This window comes from Ectopseudomonas alcaliphila, from assembly GCF_900101755.1.
GTDB lineage: Bacteria > Pseudomonadota > Gammaproteobacteria > Pseudomonadales > Pseudomonadaceae > Aquipseudomonas > Aquipseudomonas alcaliphila.
The window spans coordinates 23,100-45,283 of record NZ_FNAE01000001.1; the positions used below are offsets into that span (position 1 = coordinate 23,100).

Genomic DNA, 22,184 nt, shown 5'->3' on the forward strand with positions numbered 1-22,184 from the left:
GCGCGTTGGCCGCTTTGTCCAGCACTACAAACTCAGATGCCCGGTATACAGGCCATAGCCGGCCAGCAAGGCAGTCAGCAGCACAGCGGCAAAGATCGCCCACTCGTAGCGAGTGAACAGCCGCTGACCGCTTTCGCTCTTGGCCTTGGCGAACAGCAGCACGCCCGGCGCGTAGAGCAGCGCCGACAGCAACAGGTATTTCACTCCGCCGGCATACAGCAGCCAGATTGCATACACCACAGCCACCAGGCCGATGAGCAGGTCCTTGCGTCTGAGTCCTGCCTGATTCTCGTATGTTTCGCCGCGCACGCAGAGCAACAGGGCATAGACCGCCGACCACAGGTAAGGCACCAGAATCATCGACGACGCCAGGTAGATCAGCGACAGATAAGTACCCTGGGAAAACAGGGTGATCAGCAGAAACAGCTGGATCATGCCATTGGTCAGCCACAGCGCGTTGACCGGCACCTGGTTGGCGTTTTCCTTGTGCAGGAACGCCGGCATGGTGCCGTCCTTGGCGGTGACGAAGAGGATCTCGGCGCACAGCAGCGCCCAGGACAACAGCGCACCGAGCAGCGACACGGCCAGGCCGATACTGATGAATATGGCGCCCCAGCGCCCCACCACATGCTCCAGCACCCCGGCCATGGACGGGTTCTGCAGCGCCGCCAGCTCGGGCTGAGTCATCACCCCCAGCGACAGCAGGTTGACCAGCATCAGCAGCGCCAGCACGCCGAGAAAACCTATCACCGTGGCCTTGCCCACGTCACGGCGGCGCGCTGCGCGCGACGAATAAACACTCGCCCCTTCGATGCCGATAAACACGAACACGGTGACCAGCATCATGTTGCGCACCTGCTCCAGCACGCCGCCGAACTGCGGGTTGCTGCGGCCCCAGATGTCGCGGGTGAAGATCTCGCGATCGAAGGCCAGACCGACGATGACGACGAACAGCAGGATCGGCACCAGCTTGGCCACGGTGGTGATCAGGTTGATCAGCGCCGCTTCCTTGATGCCGCGCAGCACCAGGGCGTGCACGCACCACAGCAGCACCGAGGAACAGGCAATGGCCAGCGGCGTATTGCCCTCGCCAAAGGCCGGGAAGAAGTACCCGAGGGTGGAGAACAGCAGGACGAAGTAGCCGACATTGCCCAGCCAGGCGCTGATCCAGTAGCCCCAGGCCGAGGAAAAGCCCATGTAGTCGCCCAGACCGGCCCTGGCATAGACGTACACCCCGCCATCGAGCTGCGGCTTGCGGTTGGCCAGACTCTGGAACACGAACGCCAGCGCCAGCATGCCCACCGCGGTGATGCCCCAGCCGATCAGCACGGCGCCGACATCGGCCCGCGCGGCAATGTTCTGCGGCAGCGAGAAGATCCCGCCACCCACCATCGAGCCCACCACCAGCGCGGTCAGCGATCCCAGACCCAGCTTGCGACTTTCCCCTGTCATGCCCACCTCGTTCCGGACGCCAGCGATTCCGCTCTCACTCTAGCAGCCCGGCAGCAACAGCCTGATGCCAAAACGGCAGGCCGGTACAAGCTGGATCGACCTCAAGGGCAGAAGATGCCCGACGCAGTAGCGCTATCGATCCTTAAGCCATCATGAGGTGAATCGCCATGCAGCCCTCCCCCAACCTGGGCGCCGGCAGTCCCGGCGTCGAACGCAACACGCAAGCCTTTCTCGAAGCCTTGGCCGCCGGTGGTGGCACACCACTCGAACAACTACCGCCTGCGCAAGCGCGCGCCGTGCTGGTAGGCGCACAAGCCTCGGTCGAGGTCGATCTATCGGCCGTGGAAACCCGCGAACACAGCATCGAGGCCGCCGGCCAGAGGCTGACGCTGGTGATAGTTCGTCCAGCGGGCAGCCAGGGCAGCCTGCCGGGCTTCATGTTCTTCCACGGCGGTGGCTGGGTGCTGGGCGACTACCCCACCCATGCACGGCTGATCCGCGACCTGGTGGTGCACTCCGGCGCTGCGGCGATCTACGTCGATTACACCCCGTCGCCGGAAGCCAAGTACCCGACCGCCATCAACCAGGCCTACGCCGCGACCCAATGGGTCGCCGACAACGGCAGCCAGATCGGTGTCGACGGCTCGCGCCTGGCCGTGGCCGGCAACAGTGTCGGCGGCAACATGGCGGCCGTGGTAGCCCTGAAGGCCAAGGAAGCCGGTACACCGCAGCTGCGTTTCCAGCTGTTGCTGTGGCCGGTTACCGACGCCAGCTTCAACAACGCCTCCTACAACCAGTTCGCCGAGGGGCATTTTCTGACCCGCGCGATGATGGAGTGGTTCTGGGACAACTACACCAGCGACCCGAAGCAGCGTCACGAAATCCACGCCTCGCCGCTGCGCGCCAGCCTGGAGCAGTTGCAAGGCCTGCCACCGGCTCTCGTGCAAACCGCCGAGATGGACGTGCTGCGCGACGAAGGCGAAGCCTACGCCCGGCGTCTGGGCGCGGCGGGAGTCGCGGTCAGCGCCGTACGTTACAACGGCATGATCCATGACTACGGCCTGCTCAACGTGATTGCCGAGGTACCTGCGGTGCGCACTGCCATGCAGCAGGCCGGCGCGGTTTTGCGCGAACACCTGGCCTGAGCGCCACAGCCCGATACCAGAACCGTAGTTCCATCCAATCCAGGCGGCGGCCGCTCTGCAATAGTCCTTTTCGCCTACCCGGCGGCAACGACCGACGGGATGCGTGCATCGTCTACCGCCCACCAACAGGTAACCGCTATGAGCAATCCAAAAACCGAAGTCCTGACCCCGCACAACAGCCAGTTGATCTTCATCGACCAACAGCCGCAGATGGCCTTCGGCGTACAGAGCATCGACCGGCAAGCCCTGAAGAACAACACCGTGGGCCTGGCCAAGGCCGCCAAGATCTTCAACGTGCCGACCATCATCACCACGGTCGAGACCGAAAGCTTCTCTGGCCACACCTACCCCGAGCTGCTCGCCGTGTTCCCTGACGCGCCGCTGCTCGAGCGCACCTCGATGAACTCCTGGGACGACCAGAAAGTTCGCGACGCGCTGAAGAAGAACGGCCGCAACAAGATCATCGTCTCCGGCCTGTGGACCGAGGTGTGCAATACCACCTTCGCCCTCTCCGCCATGCATGACGCCGGCTACGAGATCTACATGGTCGCCGACGCTTCCGGCGGCACCTCGCAAGCCGCCCATGACTACTCCATGCAGCGCATGATCCAGGCCGGCGTTGTACCGGTGACCTGGCAGCAGGTGCTGCTGGAATGGCAGCGCGACTGGAAGAACCGCGACACCTATGACGCCGTCATGGAGCTGGTCAAGGAGCACTCCGGCGCCTACGGCATGGGTGTGGACTACGCCTACACCATGGTGCACAAGGCGCCGGAGCGTGTGCAGCACGGCCCGACCCTGGCCCCCGTAGCGGCGCCCATCTGACCTCATGACGGCGGAAACGCCCTCGACTCGACCCGTGGCGCGCATCGGTGCGCGCCGCTGGCTCGAAAAAACCAAGGCCTCGAGCAGAGTCTCCAGCATGAGCGAGACGCAAGCGGAAACCGTCACCCTGGTGGTGCGCCATCAGGTTCGCCCCAGCCACGTGCCACATTACGAGGCCTGGTTACGCCGCATCATCGCCACGGCCAGCCAATGCCCCGGCCACCTCGGTGTGGACGTGGTGCGCAGCCGTCAGCCCGGCGTGGCGCAGTTCACCTGCGTGCTGCGCTTCGCCAGCCTGCAGCAGCTGCAGAACTGGATCGAATCGGAACAACGCCGTCAGTTGATCGCCGAAGTCGAGCCGCTGCTACGTGCCGGCGATCAGCTGGAAATAGCCGAGAACAAGGAATTCTGGTTCACGCCGGAAACCGCGCAGGCGCCGCCGCCCCGCTGGAAACAGGCCTGCGTCACCTTCCTGGTGATCTTGCCACTGAGTCTGCTGGTGCCGCTGCTCTGGCAACCCCTGTTCCAGCGTATTCCCTGGTTCGGCGGCTACCTGCCGAGCAGCATCGTGATCACCCTGAGCATCGTCCTGCTCGTGGTGTACCTGTTCATGCCCATGGCCACGCGACTGTTCGCCGCCTGGCTGAACCCAACCGTAGACGAGGATCGACCATGAGCCAGGACCCCTCCGACCCGAAACGCCGCCACTTTCTCGCCACCAGCAGCGTTCTCGGCGCCGCCGGGGCGCTGTGGTCCACCCTGCCCTTCGCCGCCATGGCCGGCGACTCATCCGCCAGTTCATCAGGAGGCAACATGAGTGCCGATCTCATTCTGTACAACGGTCGTCTGCACACGGTCGACCGGGAAAAACCGCAGGCCAGCGCCGTGGCCATCAAGGACGGGCGCTTCGTCGCCGTCGGCAGCGACGCCGAAGCCATGGCCATGCGCGGCGATGCCACCCGCGTGATCGACCTGCAGAAACGCACGGTGATCCCCGGCCTCAACGACTCGCACCTGCACCTGATTCGTGGCGGGCTCAACTACAACCTCGAGCTGCGCTGGGAAGGCGTGCCGTCGCTGGCCGATGCCCTGCGCATGCTCAAGGATCAGGCCGACCGTACGCCGACGCCGCAATGGGTGCGCGTGGTCGGTGGCTGGACCGAATTCCAGTTCGCCGAGAAACGTCTGCCGACCCTGGATGAGCTGAACAAGGCCGCACCGGACACCCCTGTATTCGTGCTGCACCTCTACGACCGTGCCCTGCTCAACCGCGCCGCATTGCGCGCCGTCGGTTACGACAAGAACACACCGAACCCGCCCGGGGGCGAGATCCAGCGTGATGCCAGCGGCGAGCCCACCGGCATGCTGATCGCACGGCCCAATGCGCTGATTCTCTACGCCACCCTGGCCAAGGGACCGAAGCTGCCGCTGGAGTATCAGGTCAACTCCACCCGCCAGTTCATGCGTGAACTCAACCGCCTGGGCGTGACCAGCGCCATCGACGCCGGCGGCGGCTACCAGAACTACCCGGACGACTATCAGGTGATCCAGGAGCTGGCCGACAAGGATCAGCTCACCGTGCGCATCGCCTACAACCTGTTCACCCAGAAGCCCAAGGAAGAGCTGACCGACTTCAAGAACTGGACCAGCAGCGTCAAGCTGCACCAGGGCGATGATTTCCTCCGTCACAACGGTGCGGGCGAGATGCTGGTGTTCTCCGCTGCCGACTTCGAGGACTTTGTCGAACCGCGTCCGGACCTCGCACCGAGCATGGAGGCCGACCTGGAGCCGGTGGTGCGTCATCTGGTCGAGCAGCGCTGGCCGTTCCGCCTGCACGCCACCTACGACGAGTCCATCTCGCGCATGCTCGATGTGTTCGAGAAGGTCGACCGCGACATGCCGTTCAATGGCCTGCCCTGGCTGTTCGACCACGCCGAGACCATCAGCCCGCGCAATATCGAGCGGGTACGCGCGCTCGGCGGCGGCATCGCCATCCAGCACCGCATGGCCTTTCAGGGCGAATACTTCATCGACCGCTACGGCGCCAAGGCCGCCGAAGCCACCCCGCCGATCCAGCGCATGCTGGCCGAAGGCATTCCGGTCGGCGGCGGCACCGACGCCACCCGCGTGGCCAGCTACAACCCCTGGACGGCGCTGTACTGGCTGGTCAGCGGCAAGACGGTCGGCGGCACCACGCTCACCCCGCAAGGCCTGTCACGCAACACCGCGTTGCAGCTGTTCACCCACGGCAGCGCCTGGTTCTCCAGCGAACAGGGCAAGAAGGGCCAGATCAAGGTCGGGCAATTGGCCGATCTGGTGGCCTTGAGCGCGGACTTCTTCAGCGTCGAGGAAGAGCAGATCAAGTGGCTGGAATCGGTGCTCACCATCGTCGGCGGCAAGGTGGTGCATGGCACCGGCGAGTTCGACAAGCTCGCCCCACCCACGCTGCCGGTACTGCCGGACTGGTCGCCGGTGGCCATGGTGCCCGGGCACTGGAAGCCGACAGCAGCCCCCATGGCCGCCAGCATCCACCAGTGCATCGGCGCCTGCGCCGTGCATCAGCACCAGCATGACCGCGCGCGTCGCAGCAGCATACCGGTGAGCGACCATCAGGGCTTCTGGGGCGCCTTCGGCTGCTCGTGCTTTGCGTTCTGACATGGCCAACGAAAAAGCCTCGCCGTGGGGCGCACTCAACCACAGCACGTTCCGCTGGCTATGGCTGGCCAGCATCGCCTCGAACATCGGCACCTGGATGCACGAGGTCGGTGCCGGCTGGCTGATGACCGGCCTGTCGAGCAATCCCATGCACGTGGCCCTGGTACAGGTGGCAGGCTCCGCGCCGATGTTCCTTTTGGCGCTGCCGGCCGGCGCCATGGCCGATATCGTCGACAAACGCCGCTATCTGCTCGGCGTGCAGCTGTGGATGGCGGCGGTGGCGACGCTGCTGGCCGTGCTTACCCTGCTCGGGCTGACCACGGTGTGGCTGCTGCTGGGCATGACCCTGGCCATGGGCGTCGGCACCGCGCTGATGATGCCGGCCTGGTCGGCGCTGACGCCGGAGCTGGTGAGCAAGCGCGACCTGCCCTCGGCCATTGCCCTGTCCAGCCTCGGCATCAACGTCGCCCGCGCGCTCGGCCCGGCCATCGCCGGGTTGCTGGTCAGCTTGAGCGGCCCCTGGGCGACCTTCGCCCTCAACGCCCTGTCGTTCTTCGCGGTGATGGCGGTGCTGCTGACCTGGAAGCGCGAACGCCAGGTCGCTACCTTCCCGGCCGAACGCCTGCTGGGTGCCATGCGCGCCGGCTGGCGCTACAGCCGTGCTTCGAAGCCTTTGCAGGCCGTACTTGTGCGCGCGGCAGCGTTCTTCGTCGGCGCCAGCGCCGGCATGTCGCTGCTGCCGCTGATCGTACGTGGTGAATTGAACGGCAGCGCCAGCGACTTTGGCCTGCTGCTCGGTAGCGTCGGTATCGGCGCGGTGCTCGGCGCCATGCTGCTGCCCAAACTGCGTGAGCGCATCAGCGCCAACAAGCTGGTGGCCTTGGCCAGCGCGCTCTACGCACTGGTGCTGCTGGCCCTGGCCTGGGTGCGTGAGTTCGCCGTGCTGTTACCGGTGATGCTGCTCAGCGGTGCGGCGTGGATCGCCGTGCTGTCGAGCCTGCAGATCAGCGCGCAGACCTCGGTGCCGGACTGGGTGCGAGCCCGCGCGCTGTCGGTGTATATCCTGGTGTTCTTCGGCAGCATGGCCGCTGGCGGTGCGCTCTGGGGTTATGTCGCCAGCCAGGCAACGATTTCGCTCGCCCTGGTCGCCGCTGCAGGTTGCCTGGTGCTGGGCTTGCTGCTGACGCTGCATTTCCCACTGCCGGTAACCGAAAGCGAAGACCTCGCCCCGTCGCTGCACTGGCCTGCGCCGATCCTGGCTGACGAAGCCGATCTGGAACGCGGCCCAGTCATGGTCACGCTGCAGTACGACATCGCCACGGAGCATGCGAGCGAGTTCCGCCAGGCGATGACCGAGGTCGCCCGCATGCGCAGACGCAACGGCGCGTTCTCCTGGGGGCTGGTACAGAACAGCGAGAATCCACGGCACTGGCAGGAGTTCTTCTTTGACGAATCCTGGCTCGAACACCTGCGTCATCACGGCCGGGTAACGCGTGCCGAGCAACGCATCGAGGCGGCGGCCAGGCATTTCCAGAACCCGGATGTGCCCGTGCACATCGAGCATTTTCTGATGCCAGCCAAGGATGTGCCCCATGCCACCCCCTGACGACGGCAACTGCCCGAACCAGGGCGTGACCGGTTGAGTGCTACATGCCTCGTCACGCCCTGTTCATTCACGGTACCTGGCTCACACCAGCAATCTGGGAGCCGTTCCAGCGACGCTTCAGCGCCTGCGGTTATCGCTGCACGGCGCCGCCTTGGCCGGTCGCCCAGGGCGGTCGACAACCCGGCATCAGCACCCTCCTCGCCCACTACGAAACACTGGTACGCAGCCTGGAGCAGCCGCCCCTGCTGATTGGCCACGACCTCGGTGGTCTGCTGGTGCAACTTTTGCTCGACCGCGGCCTGGGCCAGGCCGGCATCGCCCTCGACCCACTGCCGCCACGCGCCGGTCTGCTGGGTTTCTGTAGCACCTGGCCATGGCTGTTGCCCTGGATGGGTTGGCGTAACCTTCTGTACATGACACCGCAGTATTTCGCGCGCAATATGGCGCAGACGCTGACACCTGCACAGCAAAGCGCCGCCTATGCACGTCACATTGTCCCGGCGCCCGGCCGGGTGTTCGTCGAGGCTGCGCTGGGCATCGGCAATGCTGTCGACTTCAGCAACGGCGAACGCGGGCCTCTGTTGTTGCTGGCGGCAGGCAATGCCCGCGTCGTTCGCGCCAGCGTGGTGGCCGCCCTCTATCATCGCCACCGGCGCTCGTCCGCCATTACCAGCTTCAAGCAGTTCCCCGGCTACAGCCACTGGCTGATCGCCGAACCCGGTTGGGAGAGAATTGCCGACTACAGCATCGAATGGGCTCAGAACCAAGTTGGACGCTTTTAGATCACACACCCCACAACCTCGCCTCGGCGTCATGGCAGGCCTGTTTTGCCTGGTGTTTTTCAGCACGCTCGCGCTGGCCGACAGAAGCGCTCTGGAGCAACAGCTGGAGCATCGGCGCTGGACGCTCAACGACAACAGCCCCAGCCAGATCGGCGCGTTGGCCGAAGCCCACGACGGCTACCTGTGGCTGGGTACTCACGATTCCCTGTATAGCTTCGATGGCTTCGATTTCACCCGCTATCGCACGCCAGATGGCCGCGAACTGGGCATTGTGTCCAGCCTATTGGCCAGCAGCACCGGGCTTTGGGTCGGCCTGCGCAACGGTGGCGTCCACCTGATCGCATCGATGGAGGAACAACCCAGCAGCTTCGATCTCGCCCACGGCGTGATCTACGCCCTGGCGCAGACGGCAGATGGCAGCGTCTGGGCTGCCGCCAACGACGGCCTGATGCGTTTCGACGGCAAGCGCTGGCAGCAATTGGGCAGCGCGGAAGGCTTTATCGGCAAGAATGCCTTCAGCGTCTTCGTCGACAGCAGTGACCGCCTCTGGGTCGCCGACGAGCAGCGCCTCTACGTCCTGCCACCTGGCGCCCGGAAGCTGCAGGACACCGGCGTTCGCAGCCAACGCACTCGCCAGATAGCGCAAGCCGACGACGGCGCACTGTGGTTGATCGAGAGCGACCGCGAGGGCCTGCTGCACGTAAAGATCGATCAGCCGCAACTGCAGGCGACCCACATATTCATCGGCGAAGGAGCCAATGCCATACTGTTCGACCAGCATGGCTGCCTCTGGCTGAGCACCGCTGGCGGCGGTCTGCTGCACGTGTCCAGGCCCAACGAATATGGCAGCGCCGGCTTCGATGATATCGAGCGGCTTTCTTCACGCGATGGTCTCAGCTCCGACTTCGCCCGGCCGCTGCTCGAAGATAGCGAGGGCAGCCTGTGGATCGGCACACAGAACGGCCTGGATCGGCTGCGCGAACGCCCTCTGCGTCCCGCAGGATTTCCGCCCCAGGCGCATAACCTGGCGATTGCCGCCGATGATGCCGGCAACCTCTGGGCCGCCAGCAGCAACCTACCGCTCATGCGCCTGAATGAGCATGGCCTGCATGAGCTGCCGCTGCGTACCCAGATCACCGCAATCAGCACAGACCCTCGCGGCTCGGTCTGGCTGGCCGGATCCGAGGGTATCTGGCGCAGCACTGGCGAGGAGTTGGAAAAAGTCTCCGTCCTGCCGGTCGAGCATGATCTGGATTCCTCGGTGCGCACCCTGCTGATCGATAATCAGGGCGCGCTCTGGCTGTCGCTCAACCGTCAGGGCCTCTATGTGCTGCGCGATGGCGACTGGCAACAGCTTCCCGCCCCCAGCGAAGATCCGACGCAACTGATGCCGGTGAGCTCTGCGCTCGCCCCTGACGGCAGGCGTTGGTTCGGCTATCGCAACAACCTGATCGTCAGCCATGACGAACAGGGCGAACGCCACTGGGGCAGCGCCGAAGGGCTGGATATTGGCCACGTGACGGCGATGGCTCATGCACAGGGCCACAGCTGGTTCGGCGGCCAACGCGGCCTGGCGCGCTTCGATGGCAAGCGCTTCCAGAATCTGCCGCTAAGCGAGAGTGGTCTGTTCGATAATCTCTACGCGATCATCCCGGTTACCGGCCCTCAGGGCGAAGACCTCTGGCTGCATGGCAAAGGTGGCGTCTTCCAGTTACCGGCCGAGGAGATCGCAAAGGCACTGAACGATCCCACGCATCATATCCATTACCGTACCTACGATCTGCAGGGCGGGCTCGCCAATGACCCACACCAGGTGCTCGCGTTGCCAACAGCGGTGCGCAGCAGCGATGGCCATCTGTGGTTCGTCACCCGCAACGGCGTGGCCGGCGTCAATCCGGATAAGGAGATACATCGCGACAAGCCGCCCAAGGTGCGTATCGCCTCGCTACTGGCGGACGGTGCGAGCATCTCGTTGCAAACGCCGCCCACCCTGCCCGCAGACAGCCAACGCCTGGTCATCCACTACGGCGCCCTGAGCCTGTCCGCACCTGAGGGCCTGCATTTTCTCTATCGCCTCGATGGTTTCGACAGCGAATGGCATTCCGCCGGACGCCAACGCGAGGCGACCTATACCGGCCTGCCGGCCGGCGACTATCGCTTTCGCGTGCGCGCGCTCAATCAAAATGGCGTGGCCAGCGAGCAGGATGCCGAACTCAGGTTCAGCATCGACCAAGTGTTCTACCGCCATCCGCTATTCATCCTGGCCGTGGCATTGGTCGTACTGCTGACCCTGCACCTGCTCTATCGCAACAACATGCAGCGCGCGGCCGAACGCCTGCGCACACGCCTGGAAGAACGCCACGACGAGCGTGAGCGTATCGCCCGCGAGCTACACGACACCTTGCTGCAGGGCGTGCAAGGGCTGATGCTCCACGTGCAGGCCGCAGCGGATAGCCTGCCAGCCGATCAGCCGGCGCGAGACAAGCTGGAAAATGCCCTGGATCGTGCCGATCAGGTGATCGCCGAAGGTCGTGAACGGGTGCGCAACCTGCGCCACGCCCATGAGGCCTCGAACGATCTGCCGCAGACGCTGCACGAGTTCGATCAATTGCACGAACATGCTGATACCGAATATCAGGTCGAGATCGCCGGCACACCCTGCGCCCTCCACCCAGTGGTGCATGACGAGCTCAGCCAACTGGCCCGCGAGGCGGTCAGCAATGCCTTTCGTCATGCCAGGGCTCGCCATGTCCGCGTGCGGCTGGATTACCACCCCCGGCAGTTTTCGCTGCGCGTGAGCGACGATGGCCACGGCTTGCTGGCCGAGTATCTGCAGGGCGCGGAGCCGGTCGATCACTGGGGCCTCAAGGGCATGTACGAACGCGCCGCCAAGATCGGCGGTACGCTGAATATCGACAGCGCCCCCGGCCAGGGCTGCCACGTACAACTGACACTGGCCGGACCATTGGCCTATCGCCAGCAGCTCCCTCGCGCGCGGCGCTGGCTAAACTGGAAACGACTGATCAGGAGCTCGCAGTCATGACCGCTGCCAACCCCATCCGCGTGCTGGTTGCCGACGACCACCCTCTGCTGCGCGAGGGCATCGCTGCCGTGCTTGCCGGGCAGGCTGATATCGATCTGGTCGGCGAGGCCGGCGATGGTCGGGAGGCGCTGGAATGCTTTCGCCGACTGCGCCCCGACGTCACCCTGATGGATTTGCAGATGCCACATATGAATGGTATCGACAGCATCCTGGCGATTCGCGGCGAATGCCCGCATGCACGCATCGCCATCCTCACGACCTACCGCGGTGACGTGCGTGCACTGCATGCGATCCAGGCGGGCGCGCAGGCCTATCTGCTGAAAAGCACCCTGCGCAAGGAGCTGGTGGAAACCATTCGCACCCTGGCCGCCGGCAAACGCCATATTCCGCCCGAGATCGCCGCCGACCTGGCCCAACACATAGGCCAGCAATGCCTCAGCCCACGTGAAGTGGAGGTCCTGCAAGCGGCAGCGCTGGGTTACTCGAATCGCGATATCGCGCTGCAGCTGCGCATCACTGAAGACACCGTCAAAGGCCACATGCGCCTGATCATGGACAAGCTCGGCGCCAACAACCGCACCCACGCGGTGGCCATCGCCGTGCAACGCGGCGTACTGGAGATCGGCACCCCACTTTAGTGTTGTCACCCCTCACCTCCTTGTGAGCTGTGCGCCGCCGCTGGCGCCGCGCATGCTTTACAACCAATCATCCAAGGAGGTTTCGCAATGAGCTCGTTCGGCGAACTTCAGGTAATTGCGCCCTGCCCGCACCAAGTCGGGCACGACCCGCAGCTACTGGACCGTATCGCTGCCTTGCTCAATGAAGCTGAAACGCAACTGCTGGAGGACACGCAAAGCGCCTACTTGCATGTCGAGCAGGCCATGACGCTGCTACGCCAGCTCAACGCCTGCAAGCAGTGCGGCATTGGTCATGGTGCAACCGGCATGACTCGCTGGCAGACGCGACGCCTGGATCAGTACATCAGCGACAACCTGGCCGCCGCCATTCGCACCTGCGACCTGGCCGCCCAACTCAAACTGAGCAGCAGCCATTTTTCCCATATGTTCAAACAGACCTTCGGTATCACGCCGCTGGCCTATGTGGCACGCAAACGCATCGAAGCAGCCAGAGAGATGATGCTGGCCACCGACCAGCCATTGACGCAGATCGCCCACGCTCACGGTTTCTGCGACCAGTCGCATTTCACCCGCACCTTTCGCCGCGAGACCGGACTGAGCCCCCTGATATGGCGGCAGCGTTGCACAACAAAGCCCAAAGCCAGCGCCGAGCCCTGATCAGCCCAGCATGGTCACATGACGTGGATGACTGGCGACGCGCTCGATCCAGGCGCGCACGGCCGGGAAGGCTTCGAGGCTGAAGCCACCTTCATCCGCCACATGGGTGTAGGCGTACAGGGCGATATCGGCGATGGAATACTGCTCACCGACCAGATAGGGCGTGCGCTGCAGCTGTTTCTCCATCACTTTCAGCGCCTTGTAGCCCAGCGCCAGGCAGCGCGCATGCTCGTCAAGACGCGCTTCGGGCATGCCCTGGTAGAGCTGGATGAAGCGCGCCACCGCGACGTAGGGCTCATGGCTGTACTGCTCGAAGAACTGCCACTGCAGCACCTGGGTGCGCAGGCGCGGCTCGCTGGGCAGGAACTCGCTGCCATCGGCGAGGAAGTTGAGAATGGCGTTGGACTCCCACAGGCAGGTGCCGTCTTCCAGCTCCAGCACCGGAATCTTGCCGTTGGGGTTCTTGGCCAGGAAGGCTTCGCTCTGCGTCTCGCCCTTGAGAATGTCGATCGGCACCCACTCATAGGGTTTGCCGAGCAGATGCAGCATCAGCTTGACCTTGTAGCAGTTGCCCGACCGGTAATCGCCGTAGACCTTGAACATCGCGTTGCCCTCCCCGTGTTTCCTTCTTTTACCTGTAGGAGCCGGCTTGCCGGCGATCCGCCTTAGCAAGAGCATCGCCAGCAAGCCGGCTCCTACGCTACAAGCTTCTACTTCGCCTGTGCCTCTTGAATCACCGCTGCCAACCGCCGCAGCCCCTCAGCCAGGCGCTCCGGTGCCACGTGACTGAAGTTCAGTCGCAGGTGCCCGGGGTTGGCGTCCGGATCGATGAAGAACGGCTCGCCCGGCATGAAAGCGACGTTCTGCGCCAATGCCGCATCCAGCAGCGTGCGGGTGTCGAGCGGCTGCTTGAGAGTCAGCCAGAAGAACAGCCCGCCCTGCGGAATCTGCCAATCGGCCAGGTCGCCGAAGTGTTCCAGCAGCGCCGCCTGCATGGCGTCACGGCGGATGCGGTAGAAGTCGCGCAACTCGGCCAGGTGGCCGCGGTATTGCTCGCTGCCCAGCCACTGCAGCGCCTGCCACTGGCCGATGCGGTTGGTGTGCAGGTCGGCCGACTGCTTCAGGCGCAGCAGATGCGGATACAGATCGGGCGTGGCGATCAGGTAACCGACGCGCAGACCCGGCAGCAGCGTCTTGGATACGGTGCCGGTGTAGATCCAGCTGGCCTTCTTCAGGCGGCTGACGATGGGCGTGGCTTGGCCTTCATCGAACACCAGCTCGCGGTACGGCTCGTCCTCAATCAGGGTCACGCCGAACTCGTCGAGCAGCGCCGCCACGGCTTCGCGCTTGGCTTCGCTGTAACGGGTGGCGGACGGATTCTGGAACGTCGGGATCAGGTAGGCGAAAGCCGGCTTGTGGCTCTCCAGACGCTGACGCAGCGCCGCCAGCTCGGGGCCGTCGGCTTCCTGCGGCACGCTGATGCAGTCGGCGCCGAACAGCTGGAAGGCCTGCAGCGCGGCCAGGTAGGTCGGCGCCTCGAGCAGCACCTCGGTGCCCGGATCGATGAACAGCTTGGAGGCCAGGTCCAAGGTCTGCTGCGAGCCGCTGACGATCAGCACCTGGCTGGCATCGCAGGGCACGCCCAGGGCGCGCGCTTCGGCAGCGATGGCCTCGCGCAGGGCTGGTTCGCCTTCGCTCATGCCGTACTGGCCCATGCTCGCCGGCATTTCGGCCCAGTCCACCTTCGGCAGCATCGGCTCGGCCGGCAGACCGCCAGCGAAGGACATCACTTCCGGACGCTGCGCCGCGGCAAGAATTTCACGGATCAGGGAGCTTTTCAGGCGGGCGATGCGTTCGGAGAAGGCCATGGGGTGTCCTGGGGTGCAAAAGTCATTGGAATTAAGTCAAACTGCTTGACCGAAACTACGCCGCCAACCAGAGATACGTCAATATGACTGACCTAAAAAATTTCCCCGAGAAGTTTTTGACGTCGCCTGCCGAGGGCACGCAGTCCGGCCGTCAGGGCGCGCAGGTCATCAAGAATTCCGCTGCTCAGCAGGCCGCCATGGAAGCCTTCTTCTTCGGCTACCAGGCCTTCACTGCCAAGCCCGACGAAATGCTGGCCAAGCGCGGCCTGTCACGCGTGCATCACCGCATCCTGTTCTTCATCGCCAAGTATCCGGGCCTGAACATGACCGAACTGCTGGGTTACCTGGGCGTGAGCAAGCAGGCGCTGAACATGCCGCTGCGCCAGCTGATCGAGATGAATCTGGTGCAGAGTGAGGCCGCAGCGGATGACAAGCGCAAGCGCGTTCTCGGCTTCACGCCCGAAGGCGCCAAACTGGAACAGGCCCTGCGCCGCGAACAGGCGCGCCTGTTGCAGCGGGTGTTCGGCGAGATGGGCGAAGACGCCGTGCGGGGCTGGCTGGAAGTCAATCATGCCCTGGCGCGTAGCCGACACGAACGCACGTAGCCATCACTTCCATATTCCACTCGTAGGAGCGAGCTCTGCTCGCCAACCCTTTTATCCGCGAGCAGAGCTCGCTCCCACCGATTCAGCCTGCCTCCTTCGTTCCTCCGCACCACCGCTCATGTCACGCCAAAGCGTGATTGCACCCTGCCTCGACCTCTGCAATCATATGCGAATCATTATCACCTTAACTTAGATCTCGCGAGGTGCGCGTGTCGGTTCAGGATTCCAGCAATCAGCAGCTGGTCGGTCTGCTTTATCGCGATCACCGTGACTGGCTGTTCGGCTGGCTGCGCAAAAGCCTGAACTGCGCGCAGCGCGCCGAAGACCTGAGCCAGGACACCTTCGTGCGCCTGCTCGGTCGTGCAGACCTGCACAGCCCACGCGAGCCCAGAGCGCTGCTCACCACCATCGCCAAGGGGCTGCTGGTCGACCAGTTTCGCCGTAGCGCGCTGGAACGCGCCTATCTGGAAGAGCTCGCGCAGGTTCCGGAAGCCGTGCAGCCCAGCCCGGAAGAACAGGCGCTGGCGCTGGAACAGCTGGCCGAAATCGACCGCCTGCTCGGCCAGCTGTCGAGCAAGGCACGTGCGGCCTTCTTCCATAACCGCCTGGATGGCCTCGGTCATGCCGAAATCGCCGAACGCCTGGGCGTGTCCCCTTCACGCGTGCGCCAGTACCTCGCCCAAGGCCTGCGTCAGTGCTACATCGCGCTGTACGGGAAGCCGCTATGAGCCAGGTATCGAATCGGGTGCTCGACGAGGCCATCGCCTGGCAGCTGTGCCTGGATTCGGGCGAAGCCAGCGAGCAGCAACGTCATGATTTCGCCAACTGGCTGGCGGCCCACCCGGAGCACGGCCTGGCCTGGCGACGCCTCGGCGGTATCGACCAACAGCTTTCTGCCGCCAACGCACCAATGGCGCGCCGCGCGCTGCTGCAGAGCAGTGTCAGTCGTCGGCGCAGCCTGCGCCGCCTTGGCGGTAGCGCCCTGAGCCTGTTGCTGGCTGCCTGTGTTGCGCTGGCCCTGCTGGCTCAGCAGCGCCCGTTGGGCGATTACCTCGCCGACTACCACACCGCCAGTGGCGAGCAGCGCGACCTGTTGCTCGCCGACCGCAGCCAGGTGCGCCTGAACAGTCGCAGTGCGCTGGATATCGAGTTCGACGACAACGAACGACGTCTGCACCTGCGCAGCGGCGAAATTCTGATCCAGACCGCCAAGGGCGATACCCGCCCCTTCATCGTCGAGACAGACCAGGGACGGCTGCGGGCGCTGGGTACGCGCTTTCTGGTGCGACGTGAAGGCGCCGCGACCGAGCTGATCGTATTGCAGTCGGCAGTCGCGGCAAGGCCGCTGGCCGGTGCGCAGGAACGCATCATCCACAGTGGCGAACAGGTGCGCATGGACAGGCAGCACCTCAGCGACAGCAGCCCCGCCCCCATCGGTGCCGATGCCTGGAGCCACGGCATGCTGGTGGCGGACAACCTGCCGCTGCAGCGCCTGATCGATCAGCTCGGCGAATACCGCATCGGCTACCTGGGCCTCGACCCGAGCCTGGCCGGGTTGCGCATCAGCGGCAGCTTTCCGCTGCACGACAGTGACAAGGCGCTGGCGGCGCTCGCGCTCAGCCTGCCTGTGCGTACCGAGCAGTTGGGCCCCTGGTGGACCCGCGTGGTGCCGGCGGAAAAATAATCGCCCCTGCCCCTGTCATTTTCCCTTTCTGCTTCGGCAAAAGGGCATTGAGATACATTAACTCTTAAGAGAGGTTCGCAATGTCCTTCCGCCCTGCCCCGTTCCGGCACACGCTGCTGGCCCTGACCATCGCCTTCGCCGGCCATGCTGGGCTGGCCCATGCCGAGCCCTACCAGCTGCCTGCCGGCCCCCTGGCGGCCACGCTCAACCAGATCGCCAGCCAGGCCGGGGTGACCCTGAGCATCGATCCGACCCTGACCGAAGGGAAGCGCTCGGCACCGGTCAGCGGTGACTACGAAGCCATCGAAGCCCTCAACCAGGCGCTGCGCGGCACCGGCTTGCAACTGCAAGGCGGCAGCGGCGGCGCCTATAGCCTGGCTCCCGCCGCAGAGGCGGCAATGGCGCTGCCGGACGTGACCGTCAGCGGCAAACAGTTCAGCGAAGGCGACGAGACCGCCGGCTATCGTAGCGATAACGTGAAGAACATCGGTGCCTTGGGCTACATGCGACTGCAGGATGCGCCGTACTCTGTAAGCGTTATACCCCAGGCGCTTCTGCAGAATATTCAGGCAAAATCACTGGATGATGTGTTCAAGCTCGCACCGGCAACCCAGTTCACCTCGCCGACCAACGCCGGCTATGCTAGTGCGGTTAGCATGCGCGGCTTCAGTGATGCCGGGAACCTGAGCATAGCCAATGACGGCCTGCGCTTTTCCAACAGGTACGACGGCGGCAATTTCATCGAGGAGATGGAGCGCATCGAAGTACTCACCGGTCTGTCCGGTTTTCTCTATGGCCCGGCCAGCCCCGGTGGCCTGGTTAACTATGTTCTCAAGCGCCCCACTGCGACGCGCTACAACAGCGTCACGCTGGGTAACGCCGGCGGAGACAACTACTATCTGCACGGAGATTTCGGCGGACCAATCGACGCCGAAGGCACCTTCGCTTACCGTCTAAACGTCCTAACCCAGGACGGCGAGACCGCAATCGACCTGCAAAAGCGCCGCCGCCAGATGATCAGCTTGGCGTTGGACTGGAACGTCAACGAAGACCTTCTAATTCAGTTCGACGCCTCACACAAGAAAAGTGAGACACGCGGCCTGACCAGCTACTGGTACTTCAGCGACCAAGCCTTACGCCCGGATGCCAAGGATTTGGACAACGACAAGCTCTACAGCCAACGCTGGGCCTTCTCCGACAATGAGCATGATCGCCTTGGCAGTAATTTCAAATGGCGCTTAAACGACATTTTCAATTTGCGCGGCGCCTTGGCTTACAGTCAGTACACCAGCGAATACACCTACACCGGCCCGACGGTCGACAACGCTGGTGAGTATACTCAGCCGCTCTACGCCTTTGCTCCAGTGGAAACCGAGGAAACCTCAGCTTACCTTTTCCTTGACGCGGCCTTCGCCACAGGATCCGTTCTGCATCAGGCCACCCTGGGCTATCAGGGCAATATCGCCCGCGTGCGTGACTACGAAGATCACATCCCCTTCCCCGGCCCGCAGTACAACGATGTCGTCGGCACCCCATCGCCTTTCTACGAGAACCCGCAGACAGGCAAGCCGGGCTACTCCATTGGCAACGGCGATCAGCGCCTGTCCTCGCGCACCCAATCCGACAACCTGCTGATAGGTGACGTGATCACTCTGAACGAACAGTGGTCGACCATCCTTGGCCTGACCCGCTCCCGCATTCGAACCTACAGCAACGACTTTGTCTGGGCAGAGGCTTTCGGCTACCCGGAAACAGCCAGCCGCTACAACGCGAGCGAGACCTCGCCTAACGTATCGCTGATCTACAAACCGCTGCCCTGGCTGACCACCTACGCCAGCTACATTGAGGGTCTGCAATCCGGTGGTATCGCCCCCAGCACCGCACTCAATGCAGGCCAGGCCCTGGCTCCGCTGGTCAGTGAACAGTATGAAGTGGGTGTCAAGGCCGAGCTCGGTGAAACCCTATTGACACTCGCCCTGTTCAACATTGATAAACCCAATGCCTATACCAACGGCGCCAGTTACTACGTACAGGACGGCCGTCAGGAGAACAATGGGTTGGAGCTATCGATTACCGGCAAGGTCCTGCCCGAGCTGACCCTAGTTGGCGGCATCACCCTACTCGATCCGAAGGTGAAAAAAACCGCCAACGTAGCCAATGAAGGTAACAAACCGACCGATGTCGCTAGCCAGTTGGCCAAGCTCTACTCCGAGTACGACCTCGTCGCCGTACCTGGCCTCGCCCTGACAGGTGGTGTCTATTACACAGGCAAGCAGTACAGCGATGAAGCCAACCAGCATAGCCTGCCGTCGTTCACTACCTTCGACGCTGGCGCCCGTTACCGTATGCCGCTGAATGACGACAACACCCTGACCCTGCGCACAAACGTGAGTAACCTGACCAACAAGGAATACTGGTTGAGCAGTCACTACCTGGGCGCACCACGTACCCTAACGTTCTCCGCACAACTGGAGTTCTGAGACCCATCGGGTGCGTCACTGCCTGTGACGCACCCGTTCGACCGAAGCCAGATCATGGACAAGAGTCATCAGGTATCAACCGGCGCGCTCACTTAACTCAGCCGCCCCTCTAAAGAACACCAGCATCAGCGCCACGCCGGCCCCAAGCAACGGCAGCAGCGCCACCAGCATCAACAGCACGCTGGCCAGCATCAGCCCGCCGACGATATCGAGCCAGGCCATCACTTTCAGCGCCGGATAGGGGGCTTGCAACTTGAGCAGCCGTATCCCCAGCCAGGTGGTGCATATGCCCATAAGACACAGCAGCGCCATGTAGCCAATGGTCTGCCAGTCCAATCCGGCGAACAGTTGGTCACCGAAAAGCATGTCCACTGCTTCCAGCAGCAGCGTCACCGCAAGCAGCAACCAGATCGGTACGCTGAGGTTGCGCGCGAAAAAGCGGGCTTCGGCAAAGGCTTTGAAACGCAGCAGCAGGTAGCAGCCGAGTAACGCCAGCGCCAGACCAAGCCAGTCGGTGTAGGTAAACAGCAGTTCAGCTTCATCCGTCTCCAGCAGAGCTCCGGCAAATGTAAGCCCGATCACCAGGGCATTGGCCACCACCGAGACCAGTGCCAGCCAGCCCAGCACCTGCAGCTGCCTGGCGCTCCAACCTGGCAACGTCTGTACGCCAGCGCTATCGAGCAACTCCACCTGCGGCGCACTGTAGGGATTGTCCGGTTGCATCGCCTTTATCCTTGTTCGGCAAAAAACCGAGGCTAACCATCCGGGCAGCGCTTTACCAGACTGTACGGCCCAACCCACCGGTGGCTGTACCGCGACGCCACTGCAGCCGCGCAATAGGCTTTGCCAGTCACCGGAGAACGACCATGTCCACCGAACTGCTGCTCGCCTTCATCGCCTTCGCCTTCGTCACCTCGGTGACGCCGGGCCCCAACAACATGATGCTGCTCGCTTCCGGGGTGAACTTCGGCGTGCGCCGCAGCATTCCGCACATGCTCGGCATCAGCCTGGGTTTCATGTTGCTGGTGGCCGCCGTGGGCCTGGGCCTCGGCCAGATGTTCCAGCGCCTGCCGGTGCTGCACGATGTGCTGCGCTATGTCGGCGCCGCGTATCTGCTTTATCTGGCGTGGAAAATCGCCCAGTCCGGCGCGCCGCAAAGCCGCGAGAATCCCGAGGCCAAGCCGTTCACCTTCATCCAGGCGGCGGCCTTTCAGTGGGTCAATCCCAAGGCCTGGATCATGGCCATCGGCGCCATCACCACCTATACGCCGCAGGACGGCTTCTTCAGCAACGTGCTGCTGATCGCCGCGCTGTTTGCCCTGGTCAACTGCCCAAGCGTAGGTTTGTGGACCGTCGCCGGCAGCATGCTGCGCAAGTGGCTGGACAACCCGCGCGCGCTGCGCGCCTTCAATATCGGCATGGCGCTGCTGCTGGTCGCCTCGCTCTATCCCATCATCGTCGACACTGGAACGTTCTGATGCAAGACGCCGCCCCTACTCGTCTGCGCCCGCTGGCGGACACCTCGACTTCGGCCGTGGTCGCTGGCTTCATCGCCATGCTCACCGGCTATACCAGTTCCCTGGTGCTGATGTTCCAGGCCGGCCAGGCTGCCGGGCTGAGCAGCGGACAGATCTCCTCGTGGATCTGGGCGCTGTCGATCGGCATGGCGCTGTGTTGCATCGTGCTCTCGCTGCGCTATCGCGCACCAGTGATGATCGCCTGGTCCACCCCGGGTGCCGCGCTGCTGATCACCAGCCTGCCGCAGGTCTCCTACGGTGAGGCCATTGGCGCCTACATCCTCGCCTCGGGGCTGATCGTGCTGATCGGCCTGACCGGCACCTTCGACCGACTGATGCGCCGCATCCCCGGCTCCATTGCCGCCGCGCTGCTGGCTGGTGTGTTGTTCAAGATCGGCCTGGAAATCTGCGTAGCGGCCGAGCAGCAGCCCTTCCTGGTGATCGCCATGCTGCTCGCCTATCTGCTCGGCAAACGTCTGTGGCCGCGCTACTCGGTGCTCTCCGCACTGATCGTCGGCAGCGTGCTGGCCGCAGTCTTCGGCCTGCTGGACTTCACAGGCTTCCAGCTGCAACTGGCCAGGCCGGAATGGACGACGCCGAGCTTCTCGCTGGCCGCCGCCATCAGCATCGGTATTCCGCTGTTCATCGTCGCCATGGCCTCGCAGAACCTGCCGGGCATGGCCGTGCTGCGCGCCAACGGCTATGACGTGCCGGCCTCACCGCTGCTGACCAGCACCGGCCTGGTGTCGATCCTGATGGCGCCGTTCGGCAGCCATGGCATTCATATGGCCGCCATCAGTGCAGCCATCTGCGCCGGCCCGGAAGCTCATGAAGACCCACGCAAGCGCTACACCGCGGCGGTCTGGTGCGGCGTGTTCTACGCCATCGCCGGCATCTTCGGCGCCACCCTGGCCTCGCTGTTTGCCGCGTTACCGGCGGCGCTGATCCTGTCCATCGCCGCGTTGGCGCTGTTCGCCTCGATCATCGGTGGCCTGACCCAGGCCATGAGCGAACCCAACGAGCGCGAAGCGGCGCTGATCACCTTCCTGGTCACCGCTTCGGGGATGACCCTGGCCGGCGTCGGCTCGGCGTTCTGGGGTATCGTCGCCGGCCTGCTGACTCTGGCCGTGCTGAACTGGGGCAAGCGGTAGCACCCGTACCCCGGATGCAATCCGGGCACACTCTGCGAGGCCGCCCCGGATTGCATCCGGGCTACGGACTCGGTCG

Annotated in this window: 19 protein-coding genes; 15 read left to right on the forward strand and 4 right to left on the reverse strand. The window is 63.9% G+C overall.

Annotated elements, in window-relative coordinates; genetic code table 11:
• Positions 1 to 24: 24 nt before the first annotated feature.
• Positions 25 to 1,452, reverse strand: coding sequence for an arginine-ornithine antiporter (arcD, locus tag BLR77_RS00135; protein ID WP_074674884.1), 1,428 nt, complete (start codon positions 1,450 to 1,452; stop codon positions 25 to 27).
• Between the two features lie 167 nt (positions 1,453 to 1,619).
• Here arcD and BLR77_RS00140 point away from each other — a divergent pair, with 167 nt between their 5' ends.
• The 9 genes from BLR77_RS00140 (at position 1,620) to BLR77_RS00180 (ending at position 12,803) form a co-directional block, all read left to right on the forward strand.
• Entirely contained in the window at positions 1,620 to 2,597 is a 978-nt protein-coding gene (locus tag BLR77_RS00140; protein WP_074674885.1) for an alpha/beta hydrolase, read from the forward strand.
• Between the two features lie 138 nt (positions 2,598 to 2,735).
• Entirely contained in the window at positions 2,736 to 3,422 is a 687-nt protein-coding gene (locus BLR77_RS00145) for a hydrolase (protein ID WP_017677262.1), read from the forward strand.
• Positions 3,423 to 3,519: 97 nt separating this feature from the next.
• On the forward strand, positions 3,520 to 4,098 hold the full coding sequence (locus BLR77_RS00150; protein ID WP_074676716.1) for an antibiotic biosynthesis monooxygenase: 579 nt from the start codon (positions 3,520 to 3,522) through the stop codon (positions 4,096 to 4,098).
• On the forward strand, positions 4,095 to 6,077 hold the full coding sequence (locus BLR77_RS00155; protein WP_074674886.1) for an amidohydrolase: 1,983 nt from the start codon (positions 4,095 to 4,097) through the stop codon (positions 6,075 to 6,077). The genes BLR77_RS00150 and BLR77_RS00155 overlap by 4 nt, the downstream gene beginning before the upstream one ends.
• Position 6,078: 1 nt before the next feature.
• On the forward strand, positions 6,079 to 7,683 hold the full coding sequence (locus BLR77_RS00160; RefSeq protein ID WP_074674887.1) for an MFS transporter: 1,605 nt from the start codon (positions 6,079 to 6,081) through the stop codon (positions 7,681 to 7,683).
• A gap of 44 nt (positions 7,684 to 7,727) precedes the next feature.
• Positions 7,728 to 8,465, forward strand: a complete 738-nt coding sequence (locus BLR77_RS00165) for an alpha/beta fold hydrolase (RefSeq protein ID WP_074674888.1) — start codon at positions 7,728 to 7,730, stop codon at positions 8,463 to 8,465.
• Between the two features lie 31 nt (positions 8,466 to 8,496).
• Positions 8,497 to 11,508 carry a sensor histidine kinase gene (locus tag BLR77_RS00170; RefSeq protein ID WP_074674889.1) on the forward strand — a complete coding sequence of 1,004 codons (3,012 nt, stop codon included), beginning with the start codon at positions 8,497 to 8,499 and terminating at the stop codon, positions 11,506 to 11,508.
• Positions 11,505 to 12,146: a response regulator gene (locus tag BLR77_RS00175; protein WP_074674890.1), complete on the forward strand. Its 642-nt coding sequence runs from the start codon at positions 11,505 to 11,507 to the stop codon at positions 12,144 to 12,146. The genes BLR77_RS00170 and BLR77_RS00175 overlap by 4 nt, the downstream gene beginning before the upstream one ends.
• Positions 12,147 to 12,233: 87 nt before the next feature.
• Complete coding sequence (locus BLR77_RS00180; protein WP_074674891.1) at positions 12,234 to 12,803, forward strand: helix-turn-helix transcriptional regulator; 570 nt, start codon at positions 12,234 to 12,236, stop codon at positions 12,801 to 12,803.
• Here the strand turns inward: BLR77_RS00180 and BLR77_RS00185 are convergent, their stop codons facing one another.
• Together BLR77_RS00185 and BLR77_RS00190 are read right to left on the reverse strand one after the other, a co-directional pair.
• Positions 12,804 to 13,406, reverse strand: coding sequence for a glutathione S-transferase family protein (locus BLR77_RS00185; protein ID WP_074674892.1), 603 nt, complete (start codon positions 13,404 to 13,406; stop codon positions 12,804 to 12,806). It abuts the gene before it with no gap.
• Positions 13,407 to 13,513: 107 nt separating this feature from the next.
• Complete coding sequence (locus tag BLR77_RS00190; RefSeq protein WP_074674893.1) at positions 13,514 to 14,671, reverse strand: aminotransferase-like domain-containing protein; 1,158 nt, start codon at positions 14,669 to 14,671, stop codon at positions 13,514 to 13,516.
• A gap of 83 nt (positions 14,672 to 14,754) precedes the next feature.
• On the opposite strand from BLR77_RS00190, the gene BLR77_RS00195 reads away from it, so the two are divergent.
• The 4 genes from BLR77_RS00195 (at position 14,755) to BLR77_RS00210 (ending at position 19,440) form a co-directional block, all read left to right on the forward strand.
• Complete coding sequence (locus BLR77_RS00195; protein WP_074674894.1) at positions 14,755 to 15,276, forward strand: MarR family winged helix-turn-helix transcriptional regulator; 522 nt, start codon at positions 14,755 to 14,757, stop codon at positions 15,274 to 15,276.
• Between the two features lie 203 nt (positions 15,277 to 15,479).
• Positions 15,480 to 16,004: an RNA polymerase sigma factor gene (locus BLR77_RS00200; RefSeq protein ID WP_394328033.1), complete on the forward strand. Its 525-nt coding sequence runs from the start codon at positions 15,480 to 15,482 to the stop codon at positions 16,002 to 16,004.
• A complete protein-coding gene (locus tag BLR77_RS00205) occupies positions 16,001 to 16,960 on the forward strand; it encodes a FecR domain-containing protein (RefSeq protein WP_074674896.1) in 960 nt (319 codons plus the stop codon). Before BLR77_RS00200 ends, BLR77_RS00205 begins: the two co-directional genes overlap by 4 nt.
• A gap of 80 nt (positions 16,961 to 17,040) precedes the next feature.
• Entirely contained in the window at positions 17,041 to 19,440 is a 2,400-nt protein-coding gene (locus BLR77_RS00210) for a TonB-dependent receptor (RefSeq protein ID WP_074674897.1), read from the forward strand.
• A 75-nt stretch (positions 19,441 to 19,515) separates the two neighbouring features.
• Here BLR77_RS00210 and BLR77_RS00215 read toward each other — a convergent pair whose 3' ends face one another.
• Positions 19,516 to 20,163 (reverse strand): hypothetical protein, encoded by a 648-nt coding sequence (locus BLR77_RS00215; RefSeq protein WP_074674898.1) that lies wholly within the window; start codon positions 20,161 to 20,163, stop codon positions 19,516 to 19,518.
• Between the two features lie 143 nt (positions 20,164 to 20,306).
• Here BLR77_RS00215 and BLR77_RS00220 point away from each other — a divergent pair, with 143 nt between their 5' ends.
• On the forward strand, positions 20,307 to 20,918 hold the full coding sequence (locus tag BLR77_RS00220; RefSeq protein WP_074674899.1) for a LysE family translocator: 612 nt from the start codon (positions 20,307 to 20,309) through the stop codon (positions 20,916 to 20,918).
• Complete coding sequence (locus tag BLR77_RS00225) at positions 20,918 to 22,108, forward strand: benzoate/H(+) symporter BenE family transporter (protein WP_074674900.1); 1,191 nt, start codon at positions 20,918 to 20,920, stop codon at positions 22,106 to 22,108. The genes BLR77_RS00220 and BLR77_RS00225 overlap by 1 nt, the downstream gene beginning before the upstream one ends.
• Positions 22,109 to 22,184 lie beyond the last annotated feature (76 nt).